Origin of the sequence: Microvirga subterranea (genome assembly GCF_003350535.1) — a bacterium.
Taxonomy (GTDB): domain Bacteria; phylum Pseudomonadota; class Alphaproteobacteria; order Rhizobiales; family Beijerinckiaceae; genus Microvirga; species Microvirga subterranea.
The window spans coordinates 406301-431986 of the sequence record NZ_QQBB01000004.1 but is presented as its reverse complement, the minus strand read 5'-3'; the positions used below and the strand labels follow the sequence as shown (position 1 = coordinate 431986).

Sequence of the window (25686 nt, the reverse complement as noted above, 5' to 3'; positions counted from 1 at the left end):
TTCTGCATGCCCATTTCGGCTATGGGCCCCTCATCGGACTACCGGAAGGACCATGCCGCGCCCTTCGATTGATCGCGCCCATCTCCACTCGTGAATCCATGTCATCCGAATGGACAGTAGTGATACCATCACTGATGGCAGTGTCGGTCCTGCTCAGGGCAAGAGAGCATAGGCTCAAGCACGTCGTGACGGCGCGTACCGGCGTTAGTCCTCGTGGGCTTCTCCAAAATCCTTGGTTCTAGAGACGTATCTCAAGCGCACCGGGATCCCGCACCAGAGGGCGGGATTGGAGTTCTCCCCAGGATCATCAAAGCGGCCTGAGGCTGAACGTGTGGGGTGGAATGTGAAGTGTTGCGTGGGGTCTTGCTCTGGTCGAGCGTTCCCAATTCATTGGTTTGATCGGCTTTTCGATCAAACGATATAGGTGGCGGAGGGAGCGGGATTCGAACCCGCGATACGGTTCCCCGTATACACACTTTCCAGGCGTGCGCCTTCAACCACTCGGCCACCCCTCCAGCACAGGCCCATGACGGGCCTTGCAGCACCCGGGCGCGGCCTTGGCGGCGCTCGGGCGGCTCCGCATATCCTGCGGAGCGGTCCGTGTATCTCCAAACGGCAGGGAAATGCAAGATCCAACTTGTGAGAAGTTATGTCGCCTCCTTTCCCAAACGGGGGAAACGCCCTAGTGTAAGCCTATCCGTTCAGATAGGTGCGTCTTGAAGTTCCTCGCTCGCAGTTTGGGTCTCCTCCTCGTCGCCGCCGGCTTCATCGGCCTCGTGATCGACGGAACCCGGTCGATCGTCAACAACGCTATTTCGTTCCTGTCTCTCGGAGGACTGGTGAGCACCACCGTGCCGGGAGGACTGACGGGGCTCGAGAGCCGGATCGCGCAGCCGTCCTACGCCTGGCTGTGGGATCCGCTCATGGTCCATCTGCTCCAGCTTCCCGCGTCCCTGACGGCCTTTCTTGTGGGGGGCTTCCTTCTTTGGGTCGGGCAGCGCTCGGTCGAGCCGATCGGCTATGCGGCTGGCCGCTGAGGCTCTCACGGATTTTTGACGCCGGCCGGTCTCCCGTCACAGGCGGGAGCACCTACATAATCGGGGCACAACGAGGCGAAGCCCCATGTTCAACTTCCTGAAGCGAACCTCCCTTCCGACCCAGGCCGAGGCCCTGCCGGGGCGTCAGACCCCCATTCCCACGGCCGAGGATCACTTCGTCAACGGGCGGGCTCTCAAGCCCCCCTATCCGAACGGCATGAAGCAGGCCCTGTTCGGGCTCGGCTGCTTCTGGGGCGCCGAGCGCAAGTTCTGGCAGATGGGCGACGGCATCTGGGTGACCGCCGCGGGTTATGCGGGAGGCGTCACGCCGAACCCGACCTACGAGGAGGTCTGCTCCGGCCTGACCGGCCACAACGAGGTGGTGCTCGTGGTCTACGATCCGGCCAAGGTTTCCTACGAGGACCTTCTGAGGACCTTCTGGGAGAATCACGATCCGACGCAGGGCATGCGCCAGGGCAACGATGTCGGCACCCAGTACCGCTCGGGGATCTACGTGTTCGACGAGGAGCAGCACCGCGCGGCCGAAGCCTCCAAGGAAGCCTATGGCCGGGCTCTGGCTGGGCAGGGCTACGGACCCGTCACGACCGAGATCGTGGCCGCGCCGCCCTTCTACTTCGCCGAGGACTATCACCAGCAATATCTGGCGAAGAACCCTGGCGGCTATTGCGGCCTGGGCGGCACCGGCGTGACCTGCCAGATCGGGACCGGCGTCGCCGCCGGCTGAGACGCCGCGGCTCCGGCCCGGAAGGGCCGGAGGTCGGCGCCAGAACCCGTCTCCAATCCGTTCTAGGGCGCCGCCAGGACGCGCCGGCACTCGGACGGGAGTTGCGCCATGGTCAGGGGCGGACGCGGCTTTCCAGGTTTCGGAAACAGCATGTCGCGGGTGAACCAGCGGGAGAGCTCCTCGCCGCAGCCGTCGCCGCGCGGGGGCGGGTCCTGATCGGAGCAGGAGCCATCGCCGTTCGGGCAGGCAAGACGGATGTGGAAGTGATAGTCGTGGCCCCACATGGGGCGCACCTTCGACAGCCAGGCCCGGTCCTCGCCGGCCTCGCGGCACAGCGCCTTCTTGATAGCCGGATTGATGAAGATGCGGGCGACGTCCTTCTCCTTGGCGACCGCGCGGATAAGCGCCGCGTGCTGCGGCGTCCAGGCATTCGGATCGATGTCGAGACGGTCCTCGCGCACCATGTTCGTGGCCGACATCTCCTCCCGCTCCGCGCGGGTCAGGCGACGGTCGGGCATCGGCGTCAGCCAGATGTCGGCATCGAGTCCGAGCTGGTGCGAGGCGTGGCCCGTCAGCATCGGGCCGCCGCGTGGCTGCGAGATGTCGCCAACGAGGAGCCCCGGCCAGCCGTTGATCTGCGGAACGCGGGAGGCCAGCCGCTGCACCATCTCGACCAGGCGCGGATGGCCCCAGTTGCGGTTTCGCGACAGCCGCATGACCTGCCAGTTGTCTCCATCGATCGGAACCGCCGCTGCGCCGGCGACGCATCCGCGCGCATATCCGCCGATGGATTCCGGCGGAAGGGCCGCGGGCTTATCGCGACGGCCGAACAGCTCCTTCGCCGGGAGCGATGGATCGTTCGGGTTCGTGAGGGGCGGGAGCGGCTTCGGGGTGAGGGTGCCCTTGTCCTGAGCGGATGCGGATCCGCCGAAGGCGGACGCGAGCGCGAAGGCGAGCAGAAGGTGTCGAATCGGCTTCATGCGGGAAAGCTAGCGCGCCACGCGATCTGGCGGAATGGCGTTCCGCCGCCGCATCATGTCGCTTGTCCTAAGGGAAGGGGAGGCGAGAGTGGTTTTGGAAGGGCCGGCCTCGCGGCCGGCCCGCACTCCGTCAATGCCGCGGCTGCGGACGCTGCGAGGCCGTCTGGCGCTGGGAGATATGACCCGGCCCGAAGCTGCGCTTGTCATGCCCGTTGCCGAGATGACGCGTCGAGGTCACCGGCTGGAACGGGGGCTGCGGACGCATCGGACGGCGGCGGCGTGCGCTGCTCCCGACGGGAAGCAGGAGCGACGCGATGGCGGCGCCGATCCCTGCCACGGCCAGGGCCGTCACGAACGGATGGAGCTGCGCTTCGAGCAACAGGCTCGTCTTGCGGGCCTCGCGCGGCAGGGACGAGTATTCGTCGCCATCCTGGCGGGCGCGATAGAGATTGTCGCGCATTTCCCCGCGCTCGGGCTGGTTGGTCGTTTGCGAGGAGTATCCGGTCCACTCCATCGCCTTGTCGGTGAGGCGGGGCGCGACCTTGCCCATGGCGCCGATCACCCATCCGCCGAAACCGATGGTCAGCTCGCGCCGCGGGTGCTCGGACGCGAAGACGATCGCCTTGCCGACCAGATGTGGATCGTAGGCCGGCGGCGGAACCGTCGTCTCCTTGCCCAGATAGTTGCGGGCATGCTCCACATAGGGCGTGTCGATGGAGGAGGGCTTGATCAGCGTCACCCAGACCGGCGCGCCGTCCTCCTCCAGCTCCATGCGCAGGCCGTCGGTGAAGCCCTTCACGGCATGCTTGGAGGCCGAGTACTGGGTCTGCAGGATCATGGCCCTCTCGGACAGCACGCTGCCGACGTTGACGATGGTGCCGCCGCGGTTGCGCAGGTGCTGCGCGGCGATGAGGGAGCCGTTCACGAGGCCCCAGTAATTCACCTCGAAGAGCTGGCGCTGGTCTTCGATCGGGATCTGCTCCAGCTTGCCGTACAGCGCGACGGCCGCATCGTTCACCCAGGTGTCGAAGCCTCCAAACGTCTCGATGGCCGTGCGGGCAACCCGCTCCAGGTCCTCGCGCTTGCTCACGTCGGCCGGGACGGCGATCGCGCGCGTTCCTCCATGGCTCAACTCGTCCGCGATGCTGCGAAGCGCCTCCTCGTTGCGCGCGACGAGAACCAGCCCTCTGGCGCCCCGCGACGCGAACATCCGCGCGGTCGCGAGACCGATGCCGCTCGATGCGCCCGTGATGACGACGACCTGCTCTTCGACGCGTTTCTGGCGACCGACCATGTCTCTCTCCTTCTTGTCCCAGCAAATGCGGGTCAACGTCAGGTCGTCGCCGCAGTTCCTAAGGCGACGCTTGGCCATGGGCTGCGCTCCCGCCGGCAGCGGCTGAAAGCCAAGGAGCGCAAGGGAAGCGAACCGGAACCGGTTTTTTCGCCTGAGCGTTGCCTTGGTATCTCTAGACGAGAGGGAGCGAGATGATGCAGACGACGGCACAGAGCGGCGACGTTCGCGAGACCCATAACCTGATCGCCAGCGATAAGGTCGAGGGAACTCCGGTCCGCCGTACCGACGGCGACAAGATCGGGACGATCGAGCGCGTGATGATCGAGAAGCGGTCCGGAAAGGTCGCTTATGCGGTCATGAGCTTCGGCGGGTTCATGGGGCTTGGCGAGGAGTACTACACGCTGCCCTGGAGCGTCCTGAAGTACAATACCCAGCTCGATGCCTATGAGCTCAACCTCACCGAAGACCAGCTTCGCGGCGCCCCGCGCCGGACGGCCGAAGGCCATGACGCATCGTACGACCGGGAATGGGAAGAGCACGTTCACCGGTACTATAACGCCACCCCCTATTGGGGCGAGAGCGACCCGATGAGCACCGGACGGTAACCGGAAGCCGGAACCCCGAATGAAAATCGCCCGGCTTTCGCCGGGCGATTTTTTGTGCCGCAGCGCCGGGCGACGGAGGAGGCCTCCGTCCCGGCGCTTGCGGCATGTGGCATCAGCGCTTGGACGAGCCGCCCTTGCGAGAGCTGCCGGACGAACGCTTCGTGCCGACCGTGCCCGACTTCTTGGTCGAGGAGGTGCGGCTCGAGGCGGCGGCGGCGCGCTTGGTGGAGCCCGACGAGCTGCGCGACTTGGAAGCGCTGCTCTTGGCCGCGCTCTTCGTGCCGCCCTTGGCCGCGCTGCGGCTGCTGGAGCGGGACGCCGGCTTCGCGGCCGAGCGGGACGCCGTCGAACGAGCGGCGCTCGAACGGCTGGCGGACTTCGACGCGCCCTTCGCGCTGCTGCGCGAAGCGGTCGAACGCGAGGGCGACGCCTTCTTGGCGGTCGACTTCGCAGCCGTCTTCTTGGCCGAGGACCGCGAGGTCGCGGACTTGGCGGCCGTCTTCTTCGCGGCGGTCTTCTTCGCGCCGGACTTGGCGGCGGACTTCGCGCCCGACTTGGCGGCAGTCTTCGTGCCCGATTTCGCGGCGCTCTTGGCCGCCGTGCGGGTCGAGGACTTGGCCGCGGTCTTGCTCGAACGAGCGGTCGACTTCGCAGCCGACTTCGTTCCGGAGCTCCGCGAAGCCGTGCTCTTCGAGCCGGACTTCGACGCGCTCTTGGCTGCCGTCTTCGTGCCGCCCGAACGGGACGAGGTGCCCGTCGACTTCGAGGCGCTCTTGCGAGCCGTAGAGGTGCCGGACTTCTTGGCACCGGATTTGGCGGAGGACGTGGAGCCCCCCGTCTTCTTGGCGCTGGACGAGCTGCGGCGAGCGCTGCTCTTCTTCGCACCGGACTTCTTGGTGCTGGTCGCACCAGTGTCACCCGTGAACAGCATTGTCAGCGGGTTGGACTTGTCGTCTGTCGGCATAGCCGCCTCCTTCAAGGGCCTTCGCGTGCAACCGTCACGCTTGCAAGGCAACGTCGTTATACCAAGGGGGTTCCGATTATCGGAAAGTGTAGAAAGTAGAACGCGTACGATTTCTGTGGATACTTTGGCTTCGAGACCCGTCAGGACTTGTCTATCCGGCGCATAAAGCGCGCCTTCTCAGGCGACTCGGCAAGTCTTTGCTTGATCAAGTCGGAATGTCTGGCGGATCTCCTTCGCGGTTTCGTCCTGTTCGGAAAAAGTCATTCATGTCAGAGGCTTGCGTGATGCGCGCGCTCTGCCGTGCGTCGGCGCGGAGAGCGACGTCGTGCATGTCGTCGATCCTCTGATCGACGATCGAAGACCGGTCTTCGACTGACTTCGACGCGCACTTGCGGGGTGCCTCAAAAAAAAGTTTGCGAGGAGGCGAAAAAAATCGGCGCATGCTGCGCGGCAGGAGCGCACCGCAGACAGAATCACACGCATGATTGTATGACGTTGGGGCACTTGCAGGCGATGGTTTCGTGCCTCCGACCGACCCTGCCGCGTCACTGGGGACCATGCGAAGTTTGCGGCGGAGTCTTCACGCGATGATCGAGCCGCGCTAAGCGGGGACCGTTCACATGCTCCGGTCCGTCGTGCCCCATCGCAACCTTCTCGCCGTCGTCTTCTGGATGAGCGGCGCCCTCCTGTCCTTCTCCGCCACGGCGGTCGCGGTGCGTGCGCTCGCGCCGACCTTCTCGGTCTTCGAGATGCTGTCGATCCGCACGGCCGCCGGCGTCCTCATCCTCCTGTGCTTCGCGGCGCTCAAGCCGGAACTGAGACCCGGCCTGAAGCCGCGGCGCTTCGGCATGCACCTGACGCGAAACGTCCTGCATTTCGCCGGCACGGACGGCTGGGCTTTCGGGCTCACCCTGCTCCCGCTCGCCACCGTCTTCGCGTTGGAATTCACCACGCCGGCCTGGGTTGCGCTGCTTGCCGTTCCGCTGCTCCACGAGCGCATGAACCGCGGGCGCTTGGTCGCCGTCGTGCTGGGCTTCGCGGGCGTTCTCGTGATCCTGCGCCCGGGCGTCGAGACGCTGCAGCCCGCAAGCGTTCTGATGCTGGGCGTGGCCTTCGCGTTCGCGCTCGTGGGCATCATCACCAAGCACCTCACCCGGACCGAGAGCACCTTCTCGATCCTCTTCTTCATGAACCTTCTCCAGCTGCCCATGAACCTGCTCGGCGTGCGATGGGGATTCTGGGAGCGGATCGAACCGTCGCAGGCGCTTGCCCTCGCGGGCATCTGCGTCGGCGGATTGCTGTCCCACTTCTGCCTCACCAACGCCTACCGTCATGGAGACGCCACCATGGTCGTGCCGCTCGACTTCCTGCGCATTCCCCTGATCGCGGTGGTGGGCTGGCAGCTGTACGGCGAGCCGCTGGATCCCTTCGTCTTCCTCGGGAGTGCCTGCATCATCGTGGGCATCCTCTACAGCCTGCGCGTGGAAACGAGAACCGCATGACTTGGTCGCCGCAACAGGATGCCGCCCTCAAGGCCGTCGCCGACTGGCTTCGCCGCGGCGACAAGCCCGTCTTCCGTCTCTTCGGCTATGCCGGGGCCGGCAAGACGACCCTCGCGCGGCACGTCGCGGAAGGCGTCGACGGGGAGGTCGCCTTCGGGGCCTATACGGGCAAGGCCGCCCTCGTGCTGCGCACCAAGGGATGCGAGGACGCATCCACCATCCATTCGATGATCTACCGCTCGCGGGAATCCGACGAGGGCGGTCCGCAATTCGTGCTCAACCGGCAGAGCCAGGCCGCGAAGGCCGACCTGATCGTCATCGACGAATGCTCGATGGTGGACGAGGAGCTCGGGCGCGATCTCCTGTCGTTCGGACAGCCCGTGCTCGTGCTCGGCGATCCCGCGCAGCTGCCGCCGGTGAAGGGCGGCGGCTTCTTCACCGAGGCGGCGCCTGACGTGATGCTGACGGAGGTTCACCGGCAGGCCAAGGACGATCCCATCATCCACATGTCGATGAAGGTGCGGGAAGGCGGGCGGCTGGAGCCGGGAACCTATGGCGAGAGCCGCGTCATCCGCCGCCGCGAGATCGATGCGGCCGCCGTGATGGCGGCCGATCAGGTGCTGGTCGGGCTGAACAAGACCCGTCGCCTCTACAACACGCGCCTGCGGGAGCTGAACGGCTACCGCGACCCGATGCCGGCCGCCGGCGAGAAGCTCGTCTGCCTGCGCAACGACAAGACCAAGGGCCTGCTCAACGGCGGCACGTGGTCGATCCAGGCCCTGCGGGGCATCCGCAACGACTTCATCCGCATGGACGTGCTGCCCGACGACGACGCGCGTCGCCGGTCCGTGGAGGTGGCCGTGCACAAGGCCTTCTTCGAAGGGACCGAGGAGGAGGTGCCGTTCGTCCTGCGCCGCGAGTCCGACGAGTTCACGTTCGGATATGCGCTCACGGTCCACAAGGCGCAGGGCTCGCAATGGGACAATCTGGTGCTCTTCGATGAGTCCTACGCGTTCCGCGAGCACCGCAGCCGCTGGCTCTATACCGGCCTGACGCGCGCCGCCGAGAAGGTCACGGTCGTCGTCTGACGGACCGGCGGTGCGCCGCCGGGAGGACGCCGTCGCGTGGGAACCTTGGCCGGGCGCGGCGCTTATGCCTTCGTCCGAGTCATTCCTCCCGGGGCGCACGTCATGCTGAAATGGGCACTGATCTTTCTCGTCATCTCCCTCGTGGCGGGAGCCTTGGGATTTACAGGCGTCGCCTCCGGGGCGCGCTCCATCTCGAAGATCCTGTTCGGCATCTTCCTGGTGATCTTCATCATCCTGCTGCTCATGGCCTGGGGCGCCGGCGAGCTGATCTTCTGAGCCGTCGAACCCAATTCACACGATCAATCCTGGCAGGAGTCCGAACGCTTCCCGGGCTCCCGACGTCAACTCATGCGTTGAGTGCATGAAGTCCCTGCTTCCGCCCGCCTGTCACGTTTCGGGCAGGTCGCTATAGGGGGCTGTTCGACGTTTACAAACATTTCGCAGCGCTCGACCGAAACTTTATGTCTCAGGGCGCTGACGAAAGCTTAAAAATGAAAGGAAGCCCATGAAGCGCCGTGCATTCCTCCAGGCCGCCACCGTCGGCGTCGCCGCCGGTGCCGTGGCCAAACCAGCCATCGCCCAGTCCAATCCGGAGATTCGCTGGCGTCTCACCTCGGCCTTTCCGAAGTCCCTCGACACGCTGTTCGGCGGCGGCGAGCTTCTCGCCAAGTACGTCGCCGAGGCGACCGACGGAAAGTTCATCATCCAGCCCTTCGCGCCGGGCGAGATCGTCGGTGCGCCGCAGGCCCTCGATGCGGTCGGCAGCGGCACCGTCGAGCTGACGCATTCGTGCTCGTACTACTACGTGGGCAAGGACCCGACCTTCGCGATCGGCACCAACCTTCCCTTCGGCATGAACTCTCGCCAGACCAATGCCTGGCTCTATCACGGCAACGGAAATGCGCTGCTGAACGAATTCTACGCCAAGTACAACCTCTTCGCGCTGCCGGCCGGCAACACGGGCGCCCAGATGGGCGGCTGGTTCCGCAAGGAGATCAAGACCGTTCAGGATCTCCAGGGCCTGAAGATGCGCATCGCGGGTCTGGCGGGACAGATCATGGGCAAGCTCGGCGTCGTGCCGCAGCAGATCGCGGGCGGCGATCTCTATCCGTCGCTCGAGCGCGGCACCATCGACGCCGCCGAGTGGGTGGCGCCCTACGACGACGAGAAGCTCGGTCTGAACAAGGTCGCGCCGTACTACTACTATCCGGGCTTCTGGGAAGGCGGGCCGGCCATCCACTTCTTCATCAATCTGCAGAAGTGGAACGAGCTGCCGAAGGCCTATCAGGCGGCCTTCACGGCGGCGGCGGGCTACGCCAACGTCGACACGCAGGCCAAGTACGACGCCAAGAACCCGGCGGCGCTCCGCTCTCTGATCGGCGCCGGCGCGCAGCTGCGCGCCTTCTCGCCCGAGATCATGGACGCGGCCTACAAGGCCGCGAACGAGATCTACGACGATCTCTCGGCGAAGAACCCCGATTTCAAGAAGATTTACGACAGCTACAAGGCGTTCCGCGGCGAGGAATACCTGTGGTTCCAGGTGGCGGAATACGCCTACGACACGTTCATGATCCGCGCCCGCGCCCGCGGCTGACGGAGCAAAGGGGCGGGCGCCGCGGCGCCCGCTCTCGCGTCACTGGCTTGCCGCAGCCTCGGTGGCGTTGCCGGCGAGCCTGGAGGCGAAATACGCGATGGTCTGTGCATAGACCTGGGACTTGTTCCACTCGCGGATCGCCGCGAAATTGGCGGTGCCGGGCGACCAGTCCTGTCCTCTGACCCAACCATGCCCTCTCAGATAATTCGCCGTGGAGGCGAGCACGTCCGTCGGGCTGTGGAGCAGGTCGGCGCGTCCGTCGCCGTCGAAATCGACCGCGTACGTCACGTAGTTCGACGGCATGAACTGGGTCTGACCCATCTCGCCCGCCCAGGCGCCGCGCATCTCCGCAGGCGACAGGTCGCCCCGTTCGACGATCCTCAGGGCATCGAAGAGATGCGCCTGGAACATCTCCGAGCGTCGGCAATCGAAGGCGAGCGTCGCCACAGAGCGGATGACCGGCATGTTGCCCTTCACGGCGCCGAAATCCGTCTCGAGGCCCCAGATCGCCACGAGAACGGGAGCGGGCACGCCGTAGCGCTGCTCGATGCGCGAGAGCGTTCCGGCATGGCGCTTGAGCATGGCGGCGCCGGTCTTCAGGCGGTACGAGGACACCATGCGGCCGGAGAACTGCTCGAAGCTCTGCCTGAAGACCTTCTGGCCCCGATCCTTGTTGATCACACTCTGGTCGAAGGTGACGCCCGCGAGGCCCGCCTGGACGGCGCGGGGCGAAATGCCCTGCTGGACCGCCTCCTGCTGGATGTCGCCGAGCCATTTCTCGAAGCCCGCCGGGTCGCGGCAGGTCGCAGCCGAAGCCTGTCCGGCGGTAAGCAGGAGGGCCGCAATGAACGCGGTGCGTGCGAAAGCAGGCATCATCTTTCTCCCGATGTGTTCGATCCTGAAGGCGAGGTAGGGCCGAAACCGGTCAACTCAAGGCCAAGATTCGAGCGCAAGGCAACCTCCGGCTCCCGAACGCGTTTCCGGAGTGGATGGAAGCGTAGCGGAGGGATGGTTCGATGACGGCGATCGGCATGCGCCGGGGAGCGGGCGCTCTCTTTTCTGCGGGCATCATCCTCGCCTGCTCTGTCGCGTCGTTCGCCCAGGCCGGCGCGCTCGCGCCGGGCCGCGACGCCTGGAACGAGGCATCCGACATCCGCTTCGATCCCACGACGCGCGAAACCCGGCTGACGAGCCGGGTGACGCCGGGCCTCTGCTTCTCCGTCTCCCTGCCGCAGGAATGGCGCATGACGGCCGAGGACGGCGACCTCCACCTGACGGCCGCCGGATTGCCGGCCCGTCTCGAGATCAGCCTGCGCTCGGCTCACGATCTGCAGGATCTGCCCCAGGCGGACCTCGCCCATCGGGACGCCGCCTTCCTCCAGCGCGACTACGAAGGCCTGCTCGGACGTCCGGCGCAGTCCGTGTCGCTGACGTCGCCGGCTCCGGGCGCCACGCGCTGGAGCGCGACATGGGTCGATGCGAGCCTGCCGTCGCCCTCGCGCGCAATGACGGTCGATGCGCTGATCGTCCCGCTCTCGAACGAATGGGTGCTCGAGCTCTCCCTGCACGACGTGCAGGAGGGTGAGGTCCATGACGCCCTGAGCCGAAGGATCCTCACCGGGCTCCGGGTGAACAACGGCGCGGCCTGCCGCGGTTAAGCCTATCGCCCAATCCTCCTGATCGCTCTTCCATGGTGTGGATCGCGTCGTCATGTGTCTTAGAATGGCGGGAAGCGGCGATCGAGGAGAGACTTCATGGACGTCATCATCTACCATAACCCGCAATGCGGCACCTCGCGTAACACCCTCGGGCTGATCCGCAATGCCGGGATCGAGCCACACATCGTCGAGTACCTGAAGTCTCCGCCGACGCGGCTTCTCCTGCGCCAGCTGATCCAGCGCATGGGCGTTCCCGTGCGGGCGGTGCTGCGCCGGAAGGGCACGCCTTATGAGGAGCTCGGCCTCGACGATCCGTCGCTCACCGACGATCAGCTCCTCGACGCGATGATCGAGCATCCGATCCTGATCGAGCGGCCCATCGTGGTGACGCCGGCGGGCGTGAAGCTCTGCCGACCGTCCGAGGCCGTGCTCGACATCCTGCCTGTCCCGCAGCTCGGCGAGTTCCGCAAGGAGGATGGCGAGATCGTGATCGACGCCGCCGGACGACGCGCGGCGACGGCGTGACCTTCCACCCGGAGCGGAGGAACAAGCCGCTCCCGCCTGAGGTTCAAGGAGGGTCATTCCCCAAATCTTCAGGACGAGGACGATCTGATGGAGCTTCAAGGCAAGGTGGCGCTGGTGACCGGCGCCGGATCCGGCATCGGCAAGGCGGCGGCTTTGCTCATGGCGAAGCAAGGCGCGCGCGTCGGCGTGCTCAGCCATACCGAGGATGAGATCCGCAAGACCGCGGACGAGATCCGGCAGGCGGGCGGCGAAGCCGTGCCGCTCGTTGCCGACGTGGCCGACGAGGCGCAAATGAAGAAGGCCGTCGCCGATCTGGTCGGTGCCTTCGGCCGGCTCGACATCGTCTTCGCCAATGCGGGCATCAACGGCGTCTGGGCGCCGATCGACGACCTCAAGCCCGAGGAATGGGACCGCACGATCAACACCAACCTGCGCGGCACCTACCTGACGCTGCACTTTTCCGTGCCGCATCTGAAGCAGGCGGGCGGCGGCGCCATCGTCATCACCGCGTCGATCAACGGCTCGCGCACCTTCACGAGCGCAGGCGCGACCGCCTATTCGGCCACCAAGGCCGCCCAGGTCGCGATCGCCCAGATGCTCGCGGTGGAGCTGGCGCAGCACAAGATCCGCGTGAACGTGGTCTGCCCGGGCCGCATCGACACCGAGATCACGGAGAACACCGACAAGCGCAACACGGAGGAAGCCGAAGTACCGGCCGAATACCCGGAAGGGAACATCCCACTCACCGGCAAGGAGGCCGGCACGAGCCAGGACGTCGCCGAACTCGTGCTCTTCCTCGCGTCGGACCGCGCCCGCCACATCACCGGCACGCCCGTGTGGATCGACGGCGCGCAGTCGCTGCTCGTGTGACCTTCGTTCTCAGCCCGCGCCCGCGCTCCCGGGCGCGGGCTCCGTCCCGACCGGCACGGCAGGCAGGTCCCTTGGAGCGTTTTGCCCATCTGCATGGGCGCGTAGCCGATGAGGAGCACGGGCAAAGTCGGACGCGTCGTGCGCAGGGATGAAGACATGAATCATCCCTTACGAGATGTCTGGCTTTTCGTTGCGGTTCATTGGACTTTCACCGGGCCGAGCCCGAGCCGCACTCGCATCTGATCCGGGATCGTGAAGATCCCATCGTGGTTCAGCTTCGGACCGGTGGTGGGTTCAAGCCCTGTGCCGGGGGTGAACTCATCGTGCAGGGCCAAGTTCCGCCGGCACGCGTCGCGTCGCCACAAGGTAAACTTGGCCTTTTTCGTGGCAGAAATGTCCTTATTTTCTTAACAATCGTTTCGTAATTGCTACTCCCAAAGGTCAAGTTCAGGATTTTTGCGCACGCAAAAGAGATTTCCCGGCATGAACCTGTTGTGAAATACTCCAAGAAACGCTGAATTCAGCGGCCTGATAGATGGAGGAGCCGATGAGCCCGCACAGGGACGAAGCGCCGTTTGCGAATGCCCTCGTCATTCGCCACCGCGGCCGGCGACAGGCCTTGCGGCTCCGCCACTTATATCCCTGAGGCCGTCCATGCGTTGCCATTTCAACTTCCGCACCGGCGACAGCATCCTGCTCGACGAGATCGGCGTGGAGGTCGCCAGCGTCCACGATGCCCGCAGGGAGGCGCTGCAGGCCATTCATGAAGTCTCTCAAGGAGACGACGCGGCCGAATTCGACTGGAGCGCCTGGACGCTCAGCGTGACGGACAGCGACGGCCAGGTGCTTCTCACGCTCCCGCTGCAACAGCTCATCGGGGAGGTCACGCTCCTGCACTGACGGTGCGCTCCCCGGCGGAGCGGAAACGAAAACGGCATGCACGGTGCTGACCGGCATGCCGTCGGAGTTCACTGGACGGGAGACTTGACGCTCAGCTGTCCATCTTGAGGGCGGCGATGAAGGCTTCCTGCGGGATGTCCACCTTGCCGAACTGACGCATCCGCTTCTTGCCTTCCTTCTGCTTGTCGAGGAGCTTGCGCTTGCGGCTGGCGTCGCCGCCGTAGCACTTCGCCGTCACGTCCTTGCGCAGGGCCCGGATCGTCTCGCGGGCGATGATCTTGCCGCCGATCGCCGCCTGGACCGGGATCTGGAACATGTGCGGCGGGATGAGTTCCTTGAGCTTCTCGCACATGGCGCGGCCGCGGCCCTCGGCCCGGTCGCGGTGGACCAGCATGGAGAGCGCGTCGACGGGCTCTGCGTTGACCAGCACCGACATCTTCACGAGGTCGCCCTCGCGGTAGTCGGAGATGTGGTAGTCGAAGGAGGCGTAGCCCTTCGAGATCGACTTCAACCGGTCGTAGAAGTCGAACACCACCTCGTTGAGCGGCAGGTCGTACACGACCATCGCGCGCTTGCCGACATAGTTGAGGTCGATCTGGATGCCGCGCCGCTCCTGGCACAGCTTGAGCACCGAGCCGAGATAATCGTCGGGGGTGAGGATCGTGGCGCGGATCCACGGCTCCTCGATGGCTTCGATCTTCATCACGTCCGGCATGTCGGCCGGGTTGTGGAGCTCGATCGTCGAGCCGTCGCGCAGCTTCAGGTGATAGACCACCGACGGGGCGGTGGAGATGAGGTCGAGGTTGAACTCGCGCTCCAGTCGCTCCTGGATGATCTCGAGATGCAGCAGGCCGAGGAAGCCGCAGCGGAAGCCGAAGCCCAGCGCCGCGGAGGTCTCCATCTCGTAGGAGAAGCTGGCATCGTTGAGGCGCAGCTTGCCCATGGCGGCGCGCAGGTTCTCGAACTCCGCCGCGTCGACCGGAAAGAGGCCGCAGAACACGACCGGCTGCACGGGCTTGAAGCCGGGAAGCGCCTGGGCCGTGGGCTTGCGGTCGTCCGTGATGGTGTCGCCGACGCGGGTGTCGGCCACTTCCTTGATCGAGGCGGTGAAGAAGCCGACCTCGCCGGGGCCGAGCTGCGCCATTTCCTGCATCTTCGGGCTGAAGACGCCGACGCGGTCGAGGCTGTAGGAGGCGCCGGTGCCCATCATCTTGATGGTCTGGCCCTTCTTCATGGTGCCGTCGACGATGCGCACGAGCACGACGACGCCGAGATAGGCGTCGTACCAGGAATCGACCAGCAGCGCCTTCAAGGGCGCGTCGGGGTCGCCCTTGGGCGGCGGCAGCTTCTGGACGATGGCCTCCAGCACGCCCTCGATGTTGAGGCCGGTCTTGGCCGAGATCGGCACCGCGTCGGAGGCGTCGATGCCGATCACCTCCTCGATCTGCTCCTTGATCCGGTCAGGATCGGCGGCCGGCAGGTCGATCTTGTTGAGGACCGGCACGATCTCGTGGTTGGCGTCGATGGCCTGGTAGACGTTGGCCAGGGTCTGGGCCTCCACGCCCTGTGAGGCGTCCACCACCAGCAGCGAGCCTTCGCAGGCGGCGAGCGATCGCGAGACCTCGTAGGCGAAGTCCACGTGACCGGGGGTGTCCATCAGGTTCAGGATGTAGGTCTTGCCGTCCTGGGCCTTGTACTCCAGCCGGACGGTCTGGGCCTTGATGGTGATGCCGCGCTCGCGCTCGATGTCCATGTTGTCGAGCACCTGCTCCGTCATCTCGCGGGCGGAGAGCGCGCCCGTCGTCTGGATCAGGCGGTCGGCCAGGGTGGACTTCCCGTGGTCGATATGGGCCACGATGGAGAAGTTCCGGATGTTGTCGAAGGTGCGAGCGGTCATAATCTTGCAAATATAAGAATGTTCAGGCCGCAATAGCAGGGTGGCCCCTCAAAGCCAAGGGAGCCGGTGCCGCGCGGGAGCTGACCGCCCCTCCTCGAGGGGAGGGGCGAAGCCGGGCGTGGGGCCGTTCTGGAGCCTCAGTGTCCAGCGGCCAGCGTGGCGCCCTCCTTCTGGTGGGTGCCGAGCTTCTCCACCAGGGTGGCGCTGGCCTCGTTCAGGCCCACGATCTCGACCGGGATGCCGTGGTGGCGGAACTTCAGCACCACCCGGTCGAGGGCGTTGACGCCCGTGATGTCCCAGAAATGGGAATTCCGGACCTCGATCACAACCGCCCTGAGGTCCTCCTCGCGGAAATCGAAGGCGCCATGGAAGGCTTCCGCCGTGGCGAAGAAGATCTCGCCGCTCACCGTGTAGGTGCGCACGTCGCCTTCGCGTCCGGAGGACACGCTGAAGAACTTGGCCACCTTGCGGGCGAAGAAGATGCCGCTGAGGATGACGCCGACGAGAACGCCCTTGGCGAGGTCGTGGGTGAAGACCACGACGACCACGGTCGCGATCATGACGATGCTGGAGCTCTTCGGATTGGTGCGGAGCGCCAGGAGCGAGCGCCACTGGAAGGTGTTGATCGACACCATGATCATGACGGCCACGAGCGCCGCCATGGGGATCTGGCGCACCCAGTCATCGAGCACGAGGATGAGGAAGAGCAGGAAGGCGCCCGCCCAGAGGGTCGAAAGCCGCCCGCGCCCGCCCGACGAGACGTTGATGACCGACTGGCCGATCATGGCGCAGCCCGCCATGCCGCCGAAGAAGCCCGCCACGATGTTGGCGATGCCCTGGCCGGCGCATTCCCGGTTCTTCGAGCTGTCCGTGTCCGTCATCTCGTCCACGATCGCGGCCGTCATGAGGGATTCGAGGAGCCCCACCATGGCGAGGGTGAGCGAGTAGGGCAGGATGATCCGGAGCGTGTCGAGGGTCAGCGGCACGTCGGGCAGCGCGAAGGCGGGCAGGTCGCTGGGCAGCTGGCCCATGTCGCCGACCGTGCGCAGATCGAAGCCGAATGCGATCGAGACGGCCGTGAGCAGCACGATGGTCACCAGCGCGGAGGGCACCGCATTGGTCAGGCGCGGCAGAAGGTAGATGATAGCGAGGCCCACCGCCACCATGCCGTACATGAGCGGTCCCTGGCCGATGAATTCCGGCAGCTGCGCCATGAAGATCAGGATCGCGAGCGCGTTCACGAAGCCCGTCACCACGGAGCGTGACACGAATCGCATGAGGTCGCCGAGGCGCAGGGCTCCAGCGACGATCTGGAACAGACCCGTCAGAAGGGTGGCGGCGAGCAGGTATTGCAAGCCGTGCTCCTTCACCAGCGTGACCATGACCAGCGCCATGGCGCCGGTGGCGGCGGAGATCATGGCCGGGCGCCCGCCCGCGAAGGCGGTCACGACCGCGATGCAGAAGGAGGCGTAGAGACCGACCTTGGGGTCGACCCCGGCGATGATGGAGAAGGCGATGGCTTCGGGGATCAGCGCCAGGGCTACCACGGTGCCGGAGAGGAGGTCGCGGCGCACGTTCGGGAACCATTCGGCCTTGAGGCGGGAAAGATGCGTCATGTGAAAAGATCTCAGGAGCCCTGCAAAGGGCCTAGAAGGTCCCGGGCGCGGCCGGACGGGCGCATGGCCGGTCCGTGCAGGCGCGGGACTGGAAATCGGAAAGGGGCGATTCAGGAGCGCGGGGGCTCTACGGCGGAGTCATCCGCGACGGCATCGAAAGGGCAGGGGCCTGAACCATGAGGCCTGCATAACAGGATCGAGCCGCGGCGCAACCGGCGGGCACGGGACGGGCACATGTTCCGGGCGCATGGACGCCCGGCCGGAGCGGCGGCCTAGCGCCCCCGCTCCAGGATCCGCGAGATCACCTTGGCGGTGTAGTCCACCATCGGGACGATGCGGGCGTAGTTGAGCCGGGTCGGGCCGATGACCCCGAGCACGCCGACGATCTTCTGGCTGCCGTCACGGAAGGGAGCGGCGATCATCGACGAGCCCGACAGGGAGAACAGCTTGTTCTCCGACCCGATGAAGATGCGCACGCCCTCGCCGCCCTCGGCGCGGCTCAGAAGGTCGATCACGTCGGTCTGGGTTTCGAGGTCGGAGAAGAGCAGGCGGATCCGCTCCAGGTCCTCGGCCGCCTTCAGGTCGTCGAGGAGGTTGGCCTGGCCGCGCACGATGAGCTGGCGCGAGGCCGCGTTGCCGACGGAGGTCGCAAGCCCGGCCTCGACGAGGCGCGCGGTGATCGCGTCGAGCTCGCGCTCCATGTCGTTGCGGCGGGTCTCCAGCTCCTGACGCACGTCGCCGAGGGTCCGGCCCTGGATGCGGGCGTTGAGGAAGTTTCCGGCCTCGACCAGAGCGCTCGCGGGCAGGCCCGGCGGCAGCTCGAGGAGGCGGTTCTCCACAGACCCGTCCTCCGACACCAGCACGACGAGCGCGCGGGTCGGATCGAGCCGGACGAACTCGATGTGCTTCAGGCGGGCATTGGATTTCGAGGTCACCACCACGCCGGCGCCACGGGAGACGCCGGAGAGCAGGGTCGATGCCTCGGTCAGGGCGGTTTCGAGCGTATGGCCCGAGGCCGCGGCCCGCATCTGCGACTCGATGCGCGCCCGCTCCTCGGACGTGACGTCGCCGATCTCCATCATCGCGTCGACGAAGAAGCGCAGGCCCGTCTCGGTCGGCAGGCGGCCGGCACTCGTATGCGGGGCGAAGATCAGGCCCGCAGCTTCGAGATCGGCCATGACGTTGCGGATCGAAGCCGGCGAGAGCGACATCGGCAGGAGGCGCGAGAGATTGCGCGAGCCCACGGGCTCGCCGGTCATCAGATAAGTCTCGACGATCTGACGGAAGATCTCGCGCGAGCGGTCGTTCAGCTCCGCGATGGCGCGAATTTCTGACAGGCTGGAAGGTGAACCCGGAATATGCATCGGACGGTTCTTCGGTCCTCGTCGGTGAGCCTTTTGTGACCCTATTATGTGCGGATGCGGGGGGCTTTAGGCAAGCCTGCGCTTGCTTTCGTGATCCGGGGGCGTATGACGCTTCCCACATTTCGAGCTTACGGAGAGATTTGCCATGCGTCCTTCCAATCGCGCCCCGGACGAGCTGCGCCCCGTCACCCTGGAGCGCGGCGTCGCGCGTTATGCGGAAGGCTCGTGCATGGTGTCCTTCGGGAACACCCGGGTCCTGTGCACCGCCTCGCTCGAGGAGAAGGGGCCGCCGTGGCTGCGCGGCACCGGCCGCGGCTGGGTCACGGCGGAATACTCCATGCTGCCCCGCGCGACCCATGAGCGCACCAAGCGCGAGGTCAATTCCGGCAAGCCTTCCGGCCGCACCCAAGAAATCCAGCGCCTCATCGGCCGCTCGCTCCGCGCGGTGGTGAACCTCCCGGCCATGGGCGAGCGCCAGATCGTCGTCGACTGCGACGTGATCCAGGCCGACGGCGGCACGCGCACGGCCTCCATCACGGGCGCCTGGGTGGCGCTGCACGACTGCTTCGCCTGGATGCAGGGCCGCTCGATCATCTCGATCAACCCGCTGCGCGAGCCCGTCGCGGCCGTGTCCTGCGGCATCTACCAGGGCAGGCCGGTCCTCGACCTGGACTACGCCGAGGATTCGGCCGCCGAGACGGACGCCAACTTCGTTATCACCGGCTCCGGCGGCATCGTCGAGGTGCAGGGCACCGCGGAAGGCAAGCCCTTCTCGGAGGAGGAGTTCCTGAACCTGCTGCGCCTCGCCAAGGCGGGCGTCTCCCAGCTCGTCGATCTCCAGAAGAAGGCCGTGGCCTGATCATGCCCCGTCATCTCACCGGCAAGGTGGTCATCGCGACCCACAATCCCGGCAAGCTGCGCGAGATGCAGGAGCTGCTGGCCCCCTTCGGGGTCGAGGCGGTGTCGGCGGGCGAACTCGGCCTCCCGGTGCCCGAAGAGAACGGCTACATGTTCTCGGAGAACGCGGCCATCAAGGCCCACGCAGCCGCCAAGGCCACGGGCCTGCCGGCGCTCTCCGACGATTCCGGCCTCTGCGTCGATGCCCTCGATGGGGCACCGGGCCTGTTCACGGCCAACTGGGCGGGGCCGAACAAGGACTTTCCGGGCGCCATGGCGCGGGTCGAGCGCGAGCTCCAGAAACGGGGCGTGACGGCCGAAGGCAACCGCAAGGCCCATTTCGTCTCGGCCCTGGTCATCGCCTGGCCGGACGGGCACGAGGAGCTGTTCGAGGGACGGGTCTTCGGTCAGGTGGTCTGGCCGCCGCGGGGAACCCAGGGCTTCGGCTACGACCCGATGTTCCAGCCGGAGGGGTTGGACAAGACCTTCGGGGAGATCTCGTCGGAGGAGAAGCACGGGATCGACTGGTCGAAGCCCGAGCCCGAGGCGCTCTCGCACCGGGCTCGCGCCTTCGTGAGGCTCGCGGCCAGCTGCCTGCGCCGGATCTGACAAGAAAAACGGAGCGCCCGGAGGCGCTCCGCCTGATCGAGGTCAGACCTCGGTGGGGCCGTTGTTGCGCTCGTTACGACGCTTGGCCATGAAGGCGTCGAACTCCTCGCGGTCCTTCGCCCGCTTCAGCTCCTCGACGAAGTCGCGGAAGGCGCGAGCCTCCTCGTCGAGCTTGCGGCGCTCTTCCTCGAGGCGGCGCAGCTCGCTGCGGCGGTACTCCTCGAAGGCGGCATTGCCGGTTCCGCCGCCGAAGCCGAAGTCGGCTGCCGGGCGCCGAGCCGAGAAGAGGTCGTCGGCGACGCGGCCGAGGTTCTCGCGGAAGAAGGCTTTCGCCTCGTCGTATTTCGGATAACCCATCATTTTCCATACCACGTAGGCCAGCGCGAGCGGCCAGAACCAGATGAAGCCCAGGACGATGCCGGCGATTTCCAACGCGCGCCGGGGCGGACGCCCGCAGCGGCGGTGAGCGCCGTTGTTCCACGGACCCGATTGCGGGCCCGAGTTCCAGGCGGTTGAAGCAGAGTCAGACATCGAGAGGTCCTACCATGTTAATGCTAACAACATTTACATGCGTGGCCTTTACGGCCCTTTCAAGAGTGAGCGATGCGATTTTTCAGGGAGCTCTCCCGGCGGGCGTGGTGGGGATTTCTTGAAGAGGGCCATCCCGCAGTTCTCACCCTGAGGAGCGAGACATCCCTACAGCCTCATCCTGAGGAGGACCGTCAGGTCCGTCTCGAAGGACGAGGCGTCTCCAGAGTGCGCTGGAACCGTCCTTCGAGACGAAGGCAGCGTCTGCTCCTCAGGATGAAGTTTCGAGACGCCGCTTTGGCGGCTCCTCACGATGAGGAGGGGTGGAGCATCGACGGTCGCTCCGGCACTGGAGCGCGGTTCTCCCGGGAGGCTCAGCCGATCGACCGGCCCCGCTGCAGGGCCCCGTGCACCAGGGCGAGGACCCCGGCGCGCAGCAATTCGTACTTGTCCGGCAGGCCAGGACCCCTGGGGAGCTGGCCAGCGGCGTCCAGGGTGGCGATGCCGTGGGACAGCGCCCAGACCTCGATCGCGATGAAGCGCACGTCGACGCCCTTGAACCCCTCCGGGAAGGTGTCCGACAGGGCATGGACCAGGAAGTCGAAGGCGTTGCCGCCCGGCTTGGCCTCGTCTTCCGTCTTGCTAGCCTCCGCCTTGCCTTTGGGCCCGCAGGCCTCCCCGTCCACAGGCTTCGCCGAGAACATGGCCGCATAGAAGCCGGGCTCCTGCTCGGCGAAGGCCAGATAGGCCTCGCCCATCCGGGTGAAGCGTTCGAGAGGCGTCCCGTCGCTCTGGAGGGCGCGGCCGAGCCGGCTGGAGAGTTCCGTGAAGCCCCGGAACGCCACCTCGGCCACCAGGGCCTCCCGGCCCCGGAAGTGCCGGTAGAGCGCCGCCGGCGTCACGCCCACGAGCTTGGCGGCATCCGCCAGGGTGAACCCCCCGAGGCCCCGTTCGGCGATGAAGCGCTGCGCCGCCTCGATGAGGGCTTCCTTGAGGTTGCCGTGGTGGTAGCCCTGCCGGTCGAACGGGGCACGCCAGTGACGCATGATGGTACCTGTCTTTCCTGGGCCCGACTCTAGACCGGCTGTACCGGGCAGGCCAGCCGGAAGCCCTTAGACCATGAACATCGGGCGGGGAAAGAGGTTCGGGAAGGGCTGGTTGTTGTCACCTCCGGGGCGCGTCAGCGCGGAAGGGGATCCACTCTCCCGCCCGGCGCTATGGATTCCTTGCCCCTTCATTTCGCTCGAGCCGGGAATGACAAGAGGGGCTGGCCGAATGCGGCAAGGGGGCGGGTGACGTTTCGGGTCGGAACTGCCATATACGGCCTATGATCGAGCATCCGACGCGCGATGCGGGCTTCGGCGTCTACGTCCACTGGCCCTTCTGCGCCTCCAAATGTCCCTATTGCGACTTCAACAGCCATGTCCGCCATCAGCCGGTGGACCAGGAGCGGTTCCTCGCGGCCTTTCGGCGGGAGATCGCCCACACGGCGGCTCGCATCCCGGGCCGGACGGTGACCAGCATCTTCTTCGGCGGCGGCACGCCCTCACTGATGAAGCCTGAGACGGTGGGCGCGATCCTCGACGCCATCGGTGGGGCCTGGAGCGTCGATCCGGGCGCGGAGGTGACGCTTGAGGCCAATCCCACCAGCGTCGAGGCCGAGCGCTTCCGCGGCTATCGTCATGCGGGCATCAACCGGGTGTCGCTGGGCGTACAGGCGCTCAACGATCCGGACCTGCGCCGGCTCGGCCGCATGCATTCGGTCGAGGAAGCTCTTGCTGCCGTGAAGATCGCGGCCTCGATCTTCGAGCGCTATTCCTTCGACCTGATCTATGCCCGTCCGAACCAGACGCCCGAGGACTGGCGCGCGGAGCTGAAGCAGGCCATCGGCCATGCGGTCGAGCACCTGTCGCTCTACCAGCTCACCATCGAGCCCGGCACCTGGTTCCAACGCCTCTACGATGCCGGCAAGATCACGATTCCCGACGAGGAGACGGGCCGGGCCCTCTACGACGTCACGCAGGAGGTCTGCGAGGCGCAGGGGCTGCCGGCGTACGAGATCTCGAATCACGCCCGGCCCGGCGCGGAATCGCGTCACAACCTCGTCTACTGGCGCTACGGCGAATATGCCGGCATCGGCCCGGGCGCCCATGGGCGTCTCGTCACCGGCAATGCGCGGCTCGCCACCGCCACCGAGAAGCACCCCGAGACCTGGCTCGGACAGGTGGAGCGCGAGGGCCACGGCGTCATCGAGGAGGAGATCCTCACCTCGGAAGCCGAGGGCGACGAATTCCTGCTCATGGGGCTTCGCCTGAAGGAAGGCATCGACCCGCGCCGCTTCACGGCCTTCACGGGACGCGAGCTCAACGCGCGCAGGCTGCGGACGCTCGAAGAGGAAGGCCTGATCCGCACGGACGGCGCGCGGCTCGCCGTGACCCCGAAGGGCTTTCCGGTGCTCAATGCGGTGATCGCGGAGCTGGCGGCGTAAGGTCTTGGCCTCATCCTCAACCCTCATCCTGAGGAGCCGCGTCAGCGGCGTCTCGAAGGATGGTTCCAGTGGTCGCTGGAGACGCCTCGCCCTTCGAGACGCTTCGCTCCTCAGGGTGAGGCTATGGTGGAGCAACCGCTCGGCATGAGGGCTTTGGAGCGATGACGTCCGGCGCCTGCGTCTCTCCTACCCCTTCACCTTCCCCTCGATTACGTCCCACACCGTGCCGGTGAGGTCGGGGCCGCCGAGGCGCTTGATCGCGCGCAGGCCCGTGGGGGCGGTGACGTTGATCTCGGTGAGGTTGCCGTCGATCACGTCGATGCCCACGAGGATCAGGCCCATGCGCTTCAGGTCCGGCCCGATGGTCTCGCAGATCTCGCGCTCGCGCGGGCTCAGGTCCGTGGGTTTCGCGGCGCCGCCGCGCACCATGTTGGAGCGGATGTCGTTCGCGGCCGGCACACGGTTGACGGCGCCCGCCGCCTCGCCGTCGATGAGGATGATGCGCTTGTCGCCCTCCGTCACCTTCGGCAGGAACTTCTGGATCACCCAGGGCTCGCGGAAGGTCGCGGCGAAGAGATCGTAGAGCGAGCCGAAATTCGGGTCCTCGCGGCCGATCTTGAACACGCTCGCGCCGCCATGGCCGTAGAGCGGCTTCATCACCACGTCCCCGTGCTCGCGCCGGAACTCCTCGATCTCCTCCTTGTCGCGGGAGATCAGGGTCGTGGGCATGAGATGCGGGAAATGCGTCACGAAGAGCTTTTCCGGCGCGTTGCGCACATGGGCGGGATCGTTGACCACCAGCGTCTTCGGGTGGATCCGCTCCAGCATGTGGGTCGCCGTGATGTAGGCGAGGTCGAAGGGCGGGTCCTGGCGCATGAGCACCACGTCGACGCCCGAGAGATCCACGCGCTGGGCCTCGCCCAGCGTGTAGTGGTCGCCCTCCACGTCGCGCACCTCGACGGGTTCGGCCATCGCGGTCACGGCGCCGTCGCGCATGGACAGGCGGTCCGGGGTGTAGTGCAGGAGGCGGTGGCCGCGCCGCTGCGCCTCGAGCATCAACCCGAAGCCCGTATCGCCCGCGATCTTGATGGTTCGGATGTGGTCCATCTGGACCGCGACGGTGAGGGTCATGCGTGTGCCTCCATGGGAACGGCGGTTATTGGCCCGAAATCGGCCCTTGGCAACAGGGCAGTCATGCCCGGTGAACGAAAAGGTACGGGCCCGCGTTGTTTCCTGCCCCGCTTCGGGGTTCCGCCACCTTGCCGTCAGGCTTCACCATCCACATGTCATCACCCATGCAGCGCCGCGCCCTTCTCATCGTCAATTCCAAGAGCCGCAGCGGCGAAGCCCAGTGCAAGACCGCCATCGAGCGCCTGAAGGCGCACGACATCGAGCCGTTCCACGTGGAATGCGGCCGGCGGGAGGACCTGTCGCCGCTGATCGTGAAGCATGCCCACAAGGTCAATTGCGTGGTCGTGGGCGGCGGGGACGGCACCATCAACGCGGCGGCGCTCGGGGTAATCGAGGCGGGACTGCCGCTCGGCATCCTGCCGCTCGGCACGGCGAACGACCTCGCCCGCACCCTGGATATCCCGTTCGACCTCGACGGCGCGGCCGACATCATCGCGGCGGGGAAGACGCGCAGGATCGACCTCGGCCTCGTCAATGGCGAGCCCTTCTTCAACGTGGCGAGCATCGGCCTCTCGGCGGAGCTGGCGCAGAAGCTCACGCGCGACATCAAGCGCCGCTGGGGGCGCCTGGGCTATGCGCTGGTGGCCGTCAAGGTGCTGATGCAGGCGCGTCCCTTCAGCGCCACCATCACGAGCGAGACGGAGTCGGTGCAGGTGAGGACGCTGCAGGTCGCGGTCGGCAACGGGCGCTTCTACGGCGGCGGCAACGCGGTCGAGAAGAATGCCGCTATCGACGACCAGCACCTCGACCTCTACAGCCTCGAGCTGGAAAAGGCCTGGAAGCTCGCCCTGATGGCGAAATCCTTCCGGTATGGCGAGCACGGCGCCTGGGACGAGGTGCGCGCGGTGCGCGCCAAGGAATTCGACATCCGCACCCGGCGTCCGCGCTCCGTCAACGCCGATGGCGAGATCGTCACGCAGACGCCGGCACATTTCTCGATCAAGCCCTGCGCGGTCACGGTCTTCGCGCCCTGAGGCGCAGGCCGGACGCAAGGGCGTCACCGCCACTCGACCAGGGAGCGGGGCAGGGGTGCCGAGGCGGCCTCGTCGACGGCCGGGCGAAGCTGCTCGACGGACCGGCCATAGCGGAGGGCGCCCTCCATGCTGCCGCGGGTCAGGCCGATGTCGTGCAGGGCCGCGTCGTCGAGGGAACCCAGCGCCCGCATGTCGCGACGGACGCGGAATTCCCGGGCGACAACCTCGACGATCCGCTGCAGGAGGGAGCGATCCCGCCGGACGGCGAGGTGCTGGCGGGCGGTGGTGCGGGTGGTCATGGTCGCGGACATGGATCTCTCCATCTTCTGGGTGCCGGAGGAACGGGGCGTGCCTCAGCGG

At 66.4% G+C, this 25686-nt stretch carries 26 protein-coding genes and 1 tRNA gene; 16 read left to right on the top strand and 11 right to left on the bottom strand.

Translation table 11 applies throughout. The features are described from left to right. Window positions 1–425: 425 nt before the first annotated feature. Window positions 426–515, bottom strand: a tRNA-Ser gene (locus DES45_RS12865). A 201-nt stretch (window positions 516–716) separates the two neighbouring features. Between DES45_RS12865 and DES45_RS12860 the strand changes: the two genes are divergently transcribed. Beyond that, window positions 717–1037, top strand: coding sequence for a PetM family of cytochrome b6f complex subunit 7 (locus tag DES45_RS12860; protein ID WP_147282397.1), 321 nt, complete (start codon window positions 717–719; stop codon window positions 1035–1037). 85 nt (window positions 1038–1122) lie between these two features. Continuing rightward, the gene (msrA, locus tag DES45_RS12855) at window positions 1123–1782 is read left to right on the top strand and encodes a peptide-methionine (S)-S-oxide reductase MsrA (protein WP_114770391.1); all 660 of its coding nucleotides are present in this window, start codon (window positions 1123–1125) and stop codon (window positions 1780–1782) included. Window positions 1783–1844: 62 nt separating this feature from the next. Here the strand turns inward: msrA and mepA are convergent, their stop codons facing one another. Beyond that, window positions 1845–2762, bottom strand: a complete 918-nt coding sequence (gene mepA, locus DES45_RS12850; protein WP_114770390.1) for a penicillin-insensitive murein endopeptidase — start codon at window positions 2760–2762, stop codon at window positions 1845–1847. Window positions 2763–2892: 130 nt separating this feature from the next. Further along, window positions 2893–4134: an SDR family oxidoreductase gene (locus DES45_RS12845; RefSeq protein WP_342633523.1), complete on the bottom strand. Its 1242-nt coding sequence runs from the start codon at window positions 4132–4134 to the stop codon at window positions 2893–2895. A gap of 116 nt (window positions 4135–4250) precedes the next feature. Between DES45_RS12845 and DES45_RS12840 the strand changes: the two genes are divergently transcribed. The 6 genes from DES45_RS12840 (at window position 4251) to DES45_RS12815 (ending at window position 9809) form a co-directional block, all read left to right on the top strand. Then, a complete protein-coding gene (locus DES45_RS12840; protein ID WP_114770500.1) occupies window positions 4251–4661 on the top strand; it encodes a PRC-barrel domain-containing protein in 411 nt (136 codons plus the stop codon). 134 nt (window positions 4662–4795) lie between these two features. Next, window positions 4796–5791, top strand: a complete 996-nt coding sequence (locus DES45_RS12835; protein ID WP_147282396.1) for a hypothetical protein — start codon at window positions 4796–4798, stop codon at window positions 5789–5791. A gap of 454 nt (window positions 5792–6245) precedes the next feature. Next, window positions 6246–7127, top strand: a complete 882-nt coding sequence (locus DES45_RS12830; RefSeq protein ID WP_210272319.1) for a DMT family transporter — start codon at window positions 6246–6248, stop codon at window positions 7125–7127. Next, a complete protein-coding gene (locus DES45_RS12825) occupies window positions 7124–8215 on the top strand; it encodes an ATP-dependent DNA helicase (RefSeq protein WP_114770388.1) in 1092 nt (363 codons plus the stop codon). Before DES45_RS12830 ends, DES45_RS12825 begins: the two co-directional genes overlap by 4 nt. A gap of 102 nt (window positions 8216–8317) precedes the next feature. Further along, the gene (locus tag DES45_RS12820) at window positions 8318–8491 is read left to right on the top strand and encodes a DUF1328 domain-containing protein (protein WP_114770498.1); all 174 of its coding nucleotides are present in this window, start codon (window positions 8318–8320) and stop codon (window positions 8489–8491) included. A gap of 229 nt (window positions 8492–8720) precedes the next feature. Beyond that, the gene (locus tag DES45_RS12815) at window positions 8721–9809 is read left to right on the top strand and encodes a TRAP transporter substrate-binding protein (protein ID WP_114770387.1); all 1089 of its coding nucleotides are present in this window, start codon (window positions 8721–8723) and stop codon (window positions 9807–9809) included. 39 nt (window positions 9810–9848) lie between these two features. On the opposite strand, the gene DES45_RS12810 is transcribed toward DES45_RS12815, so the two are convergent. Continuing rightward, window positions 9849–10685: a lytic murein transglycosylase gene (locus DES45_RS12810; RefSeq protein WP_114770386.1), complete on the bottom strand. Its 837-nt coding sequence runs from the start codon at window positions 10683–10685 to the stop codon at window positions 9849–9851. A gap of 140 nt (window positions 10686–10825) precedes the next feature. Between DES45_RS12810 and DES45_RS12805 the strand changes: the two genes are divergently transcribed. The 4 genes from DES45_RS12805 to DES45_RS12790 all read left to right on the top strand — a co-directional run bounded on the left by DES45_RS12805 (window position 10826) and on the right by DES45_RS12790 (window position 13762). Continuing rightward, on the top strand, window positions 10826–11467 hold the full coding sequence (locus DES45_RS12805) for a hypothetical protein (RefSeq protein WP_114770385.1): 642 nt from the start codon (window positions 10826–10828) through the stop codon (window positions 11465–11467). Between the two features lie 96 nt (window positions 11468–11563). Then, complete coding sequence (gene arsC, locus DES45_RS12800; RefSeq protein WP_114770384.1) at window positions 11564–11992, top strand: arsenate reductase (glutaredoxin); 429 nt, start codon at window positions 11564–11566, stop codon at window positions 11990–11992. 87 nt (window positions 11993–12079) lie between these two features. After that, window positions 12080–12862: an SDR family oxidoreductase gene (locus DES45_RS12795; protein WP_114770383.1), complete on the top strand. Its 783-nt coding sequence runs from the start codon at window positions 12080–12082 to the stop codon at window positions 12860–12862. A 654-nt stretch (window positions 12863–13516) separates the two neighbouring features. Next, the gene (locus tag DES45_RS12790; protein WP_114770382.1) at window positions 13517–13762 is read left to right on the top strand and encodes a DUF6894 family protein; all 246 of its coding nucleotides are present in this window, start codon (window positions 13517–13519) and stop codon (window positions 13760–13762) included. Window positions 13763–13853: 91 nt separating this feature from the next. Here the strand turns inward: DES45_RS12790 and lepA are convergent, their stop codons facing one another. From lepA to hrcA, 3 genes are all read right to left on the bottom strand, one after another. After that, the gene (gene lepA / locus DES45_RS12785; RefSeq protein ID WP_114770381.1) at window positions 13854–15659 is read right to left on the bottom strand and encodes a translation elongation factor 4; all 1806 of its coding nucleotides are present in this window, start codon (window positions 15657–15659) and stop codon (window positions 13854–13856) included. Window positions 15660–15796: 137 nt separating this feature from the next. Further along, the gene (locus DES45_RS12780; protein ID WP_114770380.1) at window positions 15797–17275 is read right to left on the bottom strand and encodes a SulP family inorganic anion transporter; all 1479 of its coding nucleotides are present in this window, start codon (window positions 17273–17275) and stop codon (window positions 15797–15799) included. Between the two features lie 272 nt (window positions 17276–17547). Further along, window positions 17548–18639 (bottom strand): heat-inducible transcriptional repressor HrcA, encoded by a 1092-nt coding sequence (gene hrcA, locus DES45_RS12775; protein ID WP_114770379.1) that lies wholly within the window; start codon window positions 18637–18639, stop codon window positions 17548–17550. Window positions 18640–18784: 145 nt separating this feature from the next. Between hrcA and rph the strand changes: the two genes are divergently transcribed. Together rph and rdgB are read left to right on the top strand one after the other, a co-directional pair. Beyond that, a complete protein-coding gene (rph, locus tag DES45_RS12770; protein WP_114770378.1) occupies window positions 18785–19498 on the top strand; it encodes a ribonuclease PH in 714 nt (237 codons plus the stop codon). A 2-nt stretch (window positions 19499–19500) separates the two neighbouring features. Further along, window positions 19501–20145: an RdgB/HAM1 family non-canonical purine NTP pyrophosphatase gene (gene rdgB / locus DES45_RS12765; protein ID WP_114770377.1), complete on the top strand. Its 645-nt coding sequence runs from the start codon at window positions 19501–19503 to the stop codon at window positions 20143–20145. Between the two features lie 42 nt (window positions 20146–20187). On the opposite strand, the gene DES45_RS12760 is transcribed toward rdgB, so the two are convergent. Both DES45_RS12760 and DES45_RS12755 read right to left on the bottom strand, forming a co-directional pair. Continuing rightward, entirely contained in the window at window positions 20188–20676 is a 489-nt protein-coding gene (locus tag DES45_RS12760) for a DUF2852 domain-containing protein (protein WP_114770376.1), read from the bottom strand. A 371-nt stretch (window positions 20677–21047) separates the two neighbouring features. After that, window positions 21048–21719: a TetR/AcrR family transcriptional regulator gene (locus tag DES45_RS12755; protein ID WP_114770375.1), complete on the bottom strand. Its 672-nt coding sequence runs from the start codon at window positions 21717–21719 to the stop codon at window positions 21048–21050. Between the two features lie 281 nt (window positions 21720–22000). On the opposite strand from DES45_RS12755, the gene hemW reads away from it, so the two are divergent. Beyond that, window positions 22001–23161: a radical SAM family heme chaperone HemW gene (gene hemW, locus DES45_RS12750; RefSeq protein ID WP_114770374.1), complete on the top strand. Its 1161-nt coding sequence runs from the start codon at window positions 22001–22003 to the stop codon at window positions 23159–23161. A gap of 186 nt (window positions 23162–23347) precedes the next feature. Here hemW and gshB read toward each other — a convergent pair whose 3' ends face one another. Beyond that, entirely contained in the window at window positions 23348–24292 is a 945-nt protein-coding gene (gshB, locus tag DES45_RS12745) for a glutathione synthase (protein ID WP_114770373.1), read from the bottom strand. A 152-nt stretch (window positions 24293–24444) separates the two neighbouring features. Here gshB and DES45_RS12740 point away from each other — a divergent pair, with 152 nt between their 5' ends. Continuing rightward, the gene (locus DES45_RS12740; RefSeq protein WP_245571703.1) at window positions 24445–25326 is read left to right on the top strand and encodes a lipid kinase; all 882 of its coding nucleotides are present in this window, start codon (window positions 24445–24447) and stop codon (window positions 25324–25326) included. Between the two features lie 23 nt (window positions 25327–25349). Here the strand turns inward: DES45_RS12740 and DES45_RS12735 are convergent, their stop codons facing one another. Beyond that, entirely contained in the window at window positions 25350–25637 is a 288-nt protein-coding gene (locus tag DES45_RS12735) for a YjiS-like domain-containing protein (protein ID WP_245571702.1), read from the bottom strand. Window positions 25638–25686: the final 49 nt, after the last annotated feature.

Coding starts and splice junctions, on each gene's coding strand:
- msrA (WP_114770391.1), top strand. CDS start 1,123: ATGTTCAACTTCCTGAAGCGAACCTCCCTTCCGACCCAGGCCGAGGCC.
- mepA (WP_114770390.1), bottom strand. CDS start 2,762: ATGAAGCCGATTCGACACCTTCTGCTCGCCTTCGCGCTCGCGTCCGCC.
- DES45_RS12845 (WP_342633523.1), bottom strand. CDS start 4,134: ATGGCCAAGCGTCGCCTTAGGAACTGCGGCGACGACCTGACGTTGACC.
- DES45_RS12840 (WP_114770500.1), top strand. CDS start 4,251: ATGCAGACGACGGCACAGAGCGGCGACGTTCGCGAGACCCATAACCTG.
- DES45_RS12830 (WP_210272319.1), top strand. CDS start 6,246: ATGCTCCGGTCCGTCGTGCCCCATCGCAACCTTCTCGCCGTCGTCTTC.
- DES45_RS12825 (WP_114770388.1), top strand. CDS start 7,124: ATGACTTGGTCGCCGCAACAGGATGCCGCCCTCAAGGCCGTCGCCGAC.
- DES45_RS12820 (WP_114770498.1), top strand. CDS start 8,318: ATGCTGAAATGGGCACTGATCTTTCTCGTCATCTCCCTCGTGGCGGGA.
- DES45_RS12815 (WP_114770387.1), top strand. CDS start 8,721: ATGAAGCGCCGTGCATTCCTCCAGGCCGCCACCGTCGGCGTCGCCGCC.
- DES45_RS12810 (WP_114770386.1), bottom strand. CDS start 10,685: ATGATGCCTGCTTTCGCACGCACCGCGTTCATTGCGGCCCTCCTGCTT.
- DES45_RS12805 (WP_114770385.1), top strand. CDS start 10,826: ATGACGGCGATCGGCATGCGCCGGGGAGCGGGCGCTCTCTTTTCTGCG.
- arsC (WP_114770384.1), top strand. CDS start 11,564: ATGGACGTCATCATCTACCATAACCCGCAATGCGGCACCTCGCGTAAC.
- DES45_RS12795 (WP_114770383.1), top strand. CDS start 12,080: ATGGAGCTTCAAGGCAAGGTGGCGCTGGTGACCGGCGCCGGATCCGGC.
- DES45_RS12790 (WP_114770382.1), top strand. CDS start 13,517: ATGCGTTGCCATTTCAACTTCCGCACCGGCGACAGCATCCTGCTCGAC.
- lepA (WP_114770381.1), bottom strand. CDS start 15,659: ATGACCGCTCGCACCTTCGACAACATCCGGAACTTCTCCATCGTGGCC.
- DES45_RS12780 (WP_114770380.1), bottom strand. CDS start 17,275: ATGACGCATCTTTCCCGCCTCAAGGCCGAATGGTTCCCGAACGTGCGC.
- hrcA (WP_114770379.1), bottom strand. CDS start 18,639: ATGCATATTCCGGGTTCACCTTCCAGCCTGTCAGAAATTCGCGCCATC.
- rph (WP_114770378.1), top strand. CDS start 18,785: ATGCGTCCTTCCAATCGCGCCCCGGACGAGCTGCGCCCCGTCACCCTG.
- rdgB (WP_114770377.1), top strand. CDS start 19,501: ATGCCCCGTCATCTCACCGGCAAGGTGGTCATCGCGACCCACAATCCC.
- DES45_RS12760 (WP_114770376.1), bottom strand. CDS start 20,676: ATGTCTGACTCTGCTTCAACCGCCTGGAACTCGGGCCCGCAATCGGGT.
- DES45_RS12755 (WP_114770375.1), bottom strand. CDS start 21,719: ATGCGTCACTGGCGTGCCCCGTTCGACCGGCAGGGCTACCACCACGGC.
- hemW (WP_114770374.1), top strand. CDS start 22,001: ATGATCGAGCATCCGACGCGCGATGCGGGCTTCGGCGTCTACGTCCAC.
- gshB (WP_114770373.1), bottom strand. CDS start 24,292: ATGACCCTCACCGTCGCGGTCCAGATGGACCACATCCGAACCATCAAG.
- DES45_RS12740 (WP_245571703.1), top strand. CDS start 24,445: ATGTCATCACCCATGCAGCGCCGCGCCCTTCTCATCGTCAATTCCAAG.
- DES45_RS12735 (WP_245571702.1), bottom strand. CDS start 25,637: ATGTCCGCGACCATGACCACCCGCACCACCGCCCGCCAGCACCTCGCC.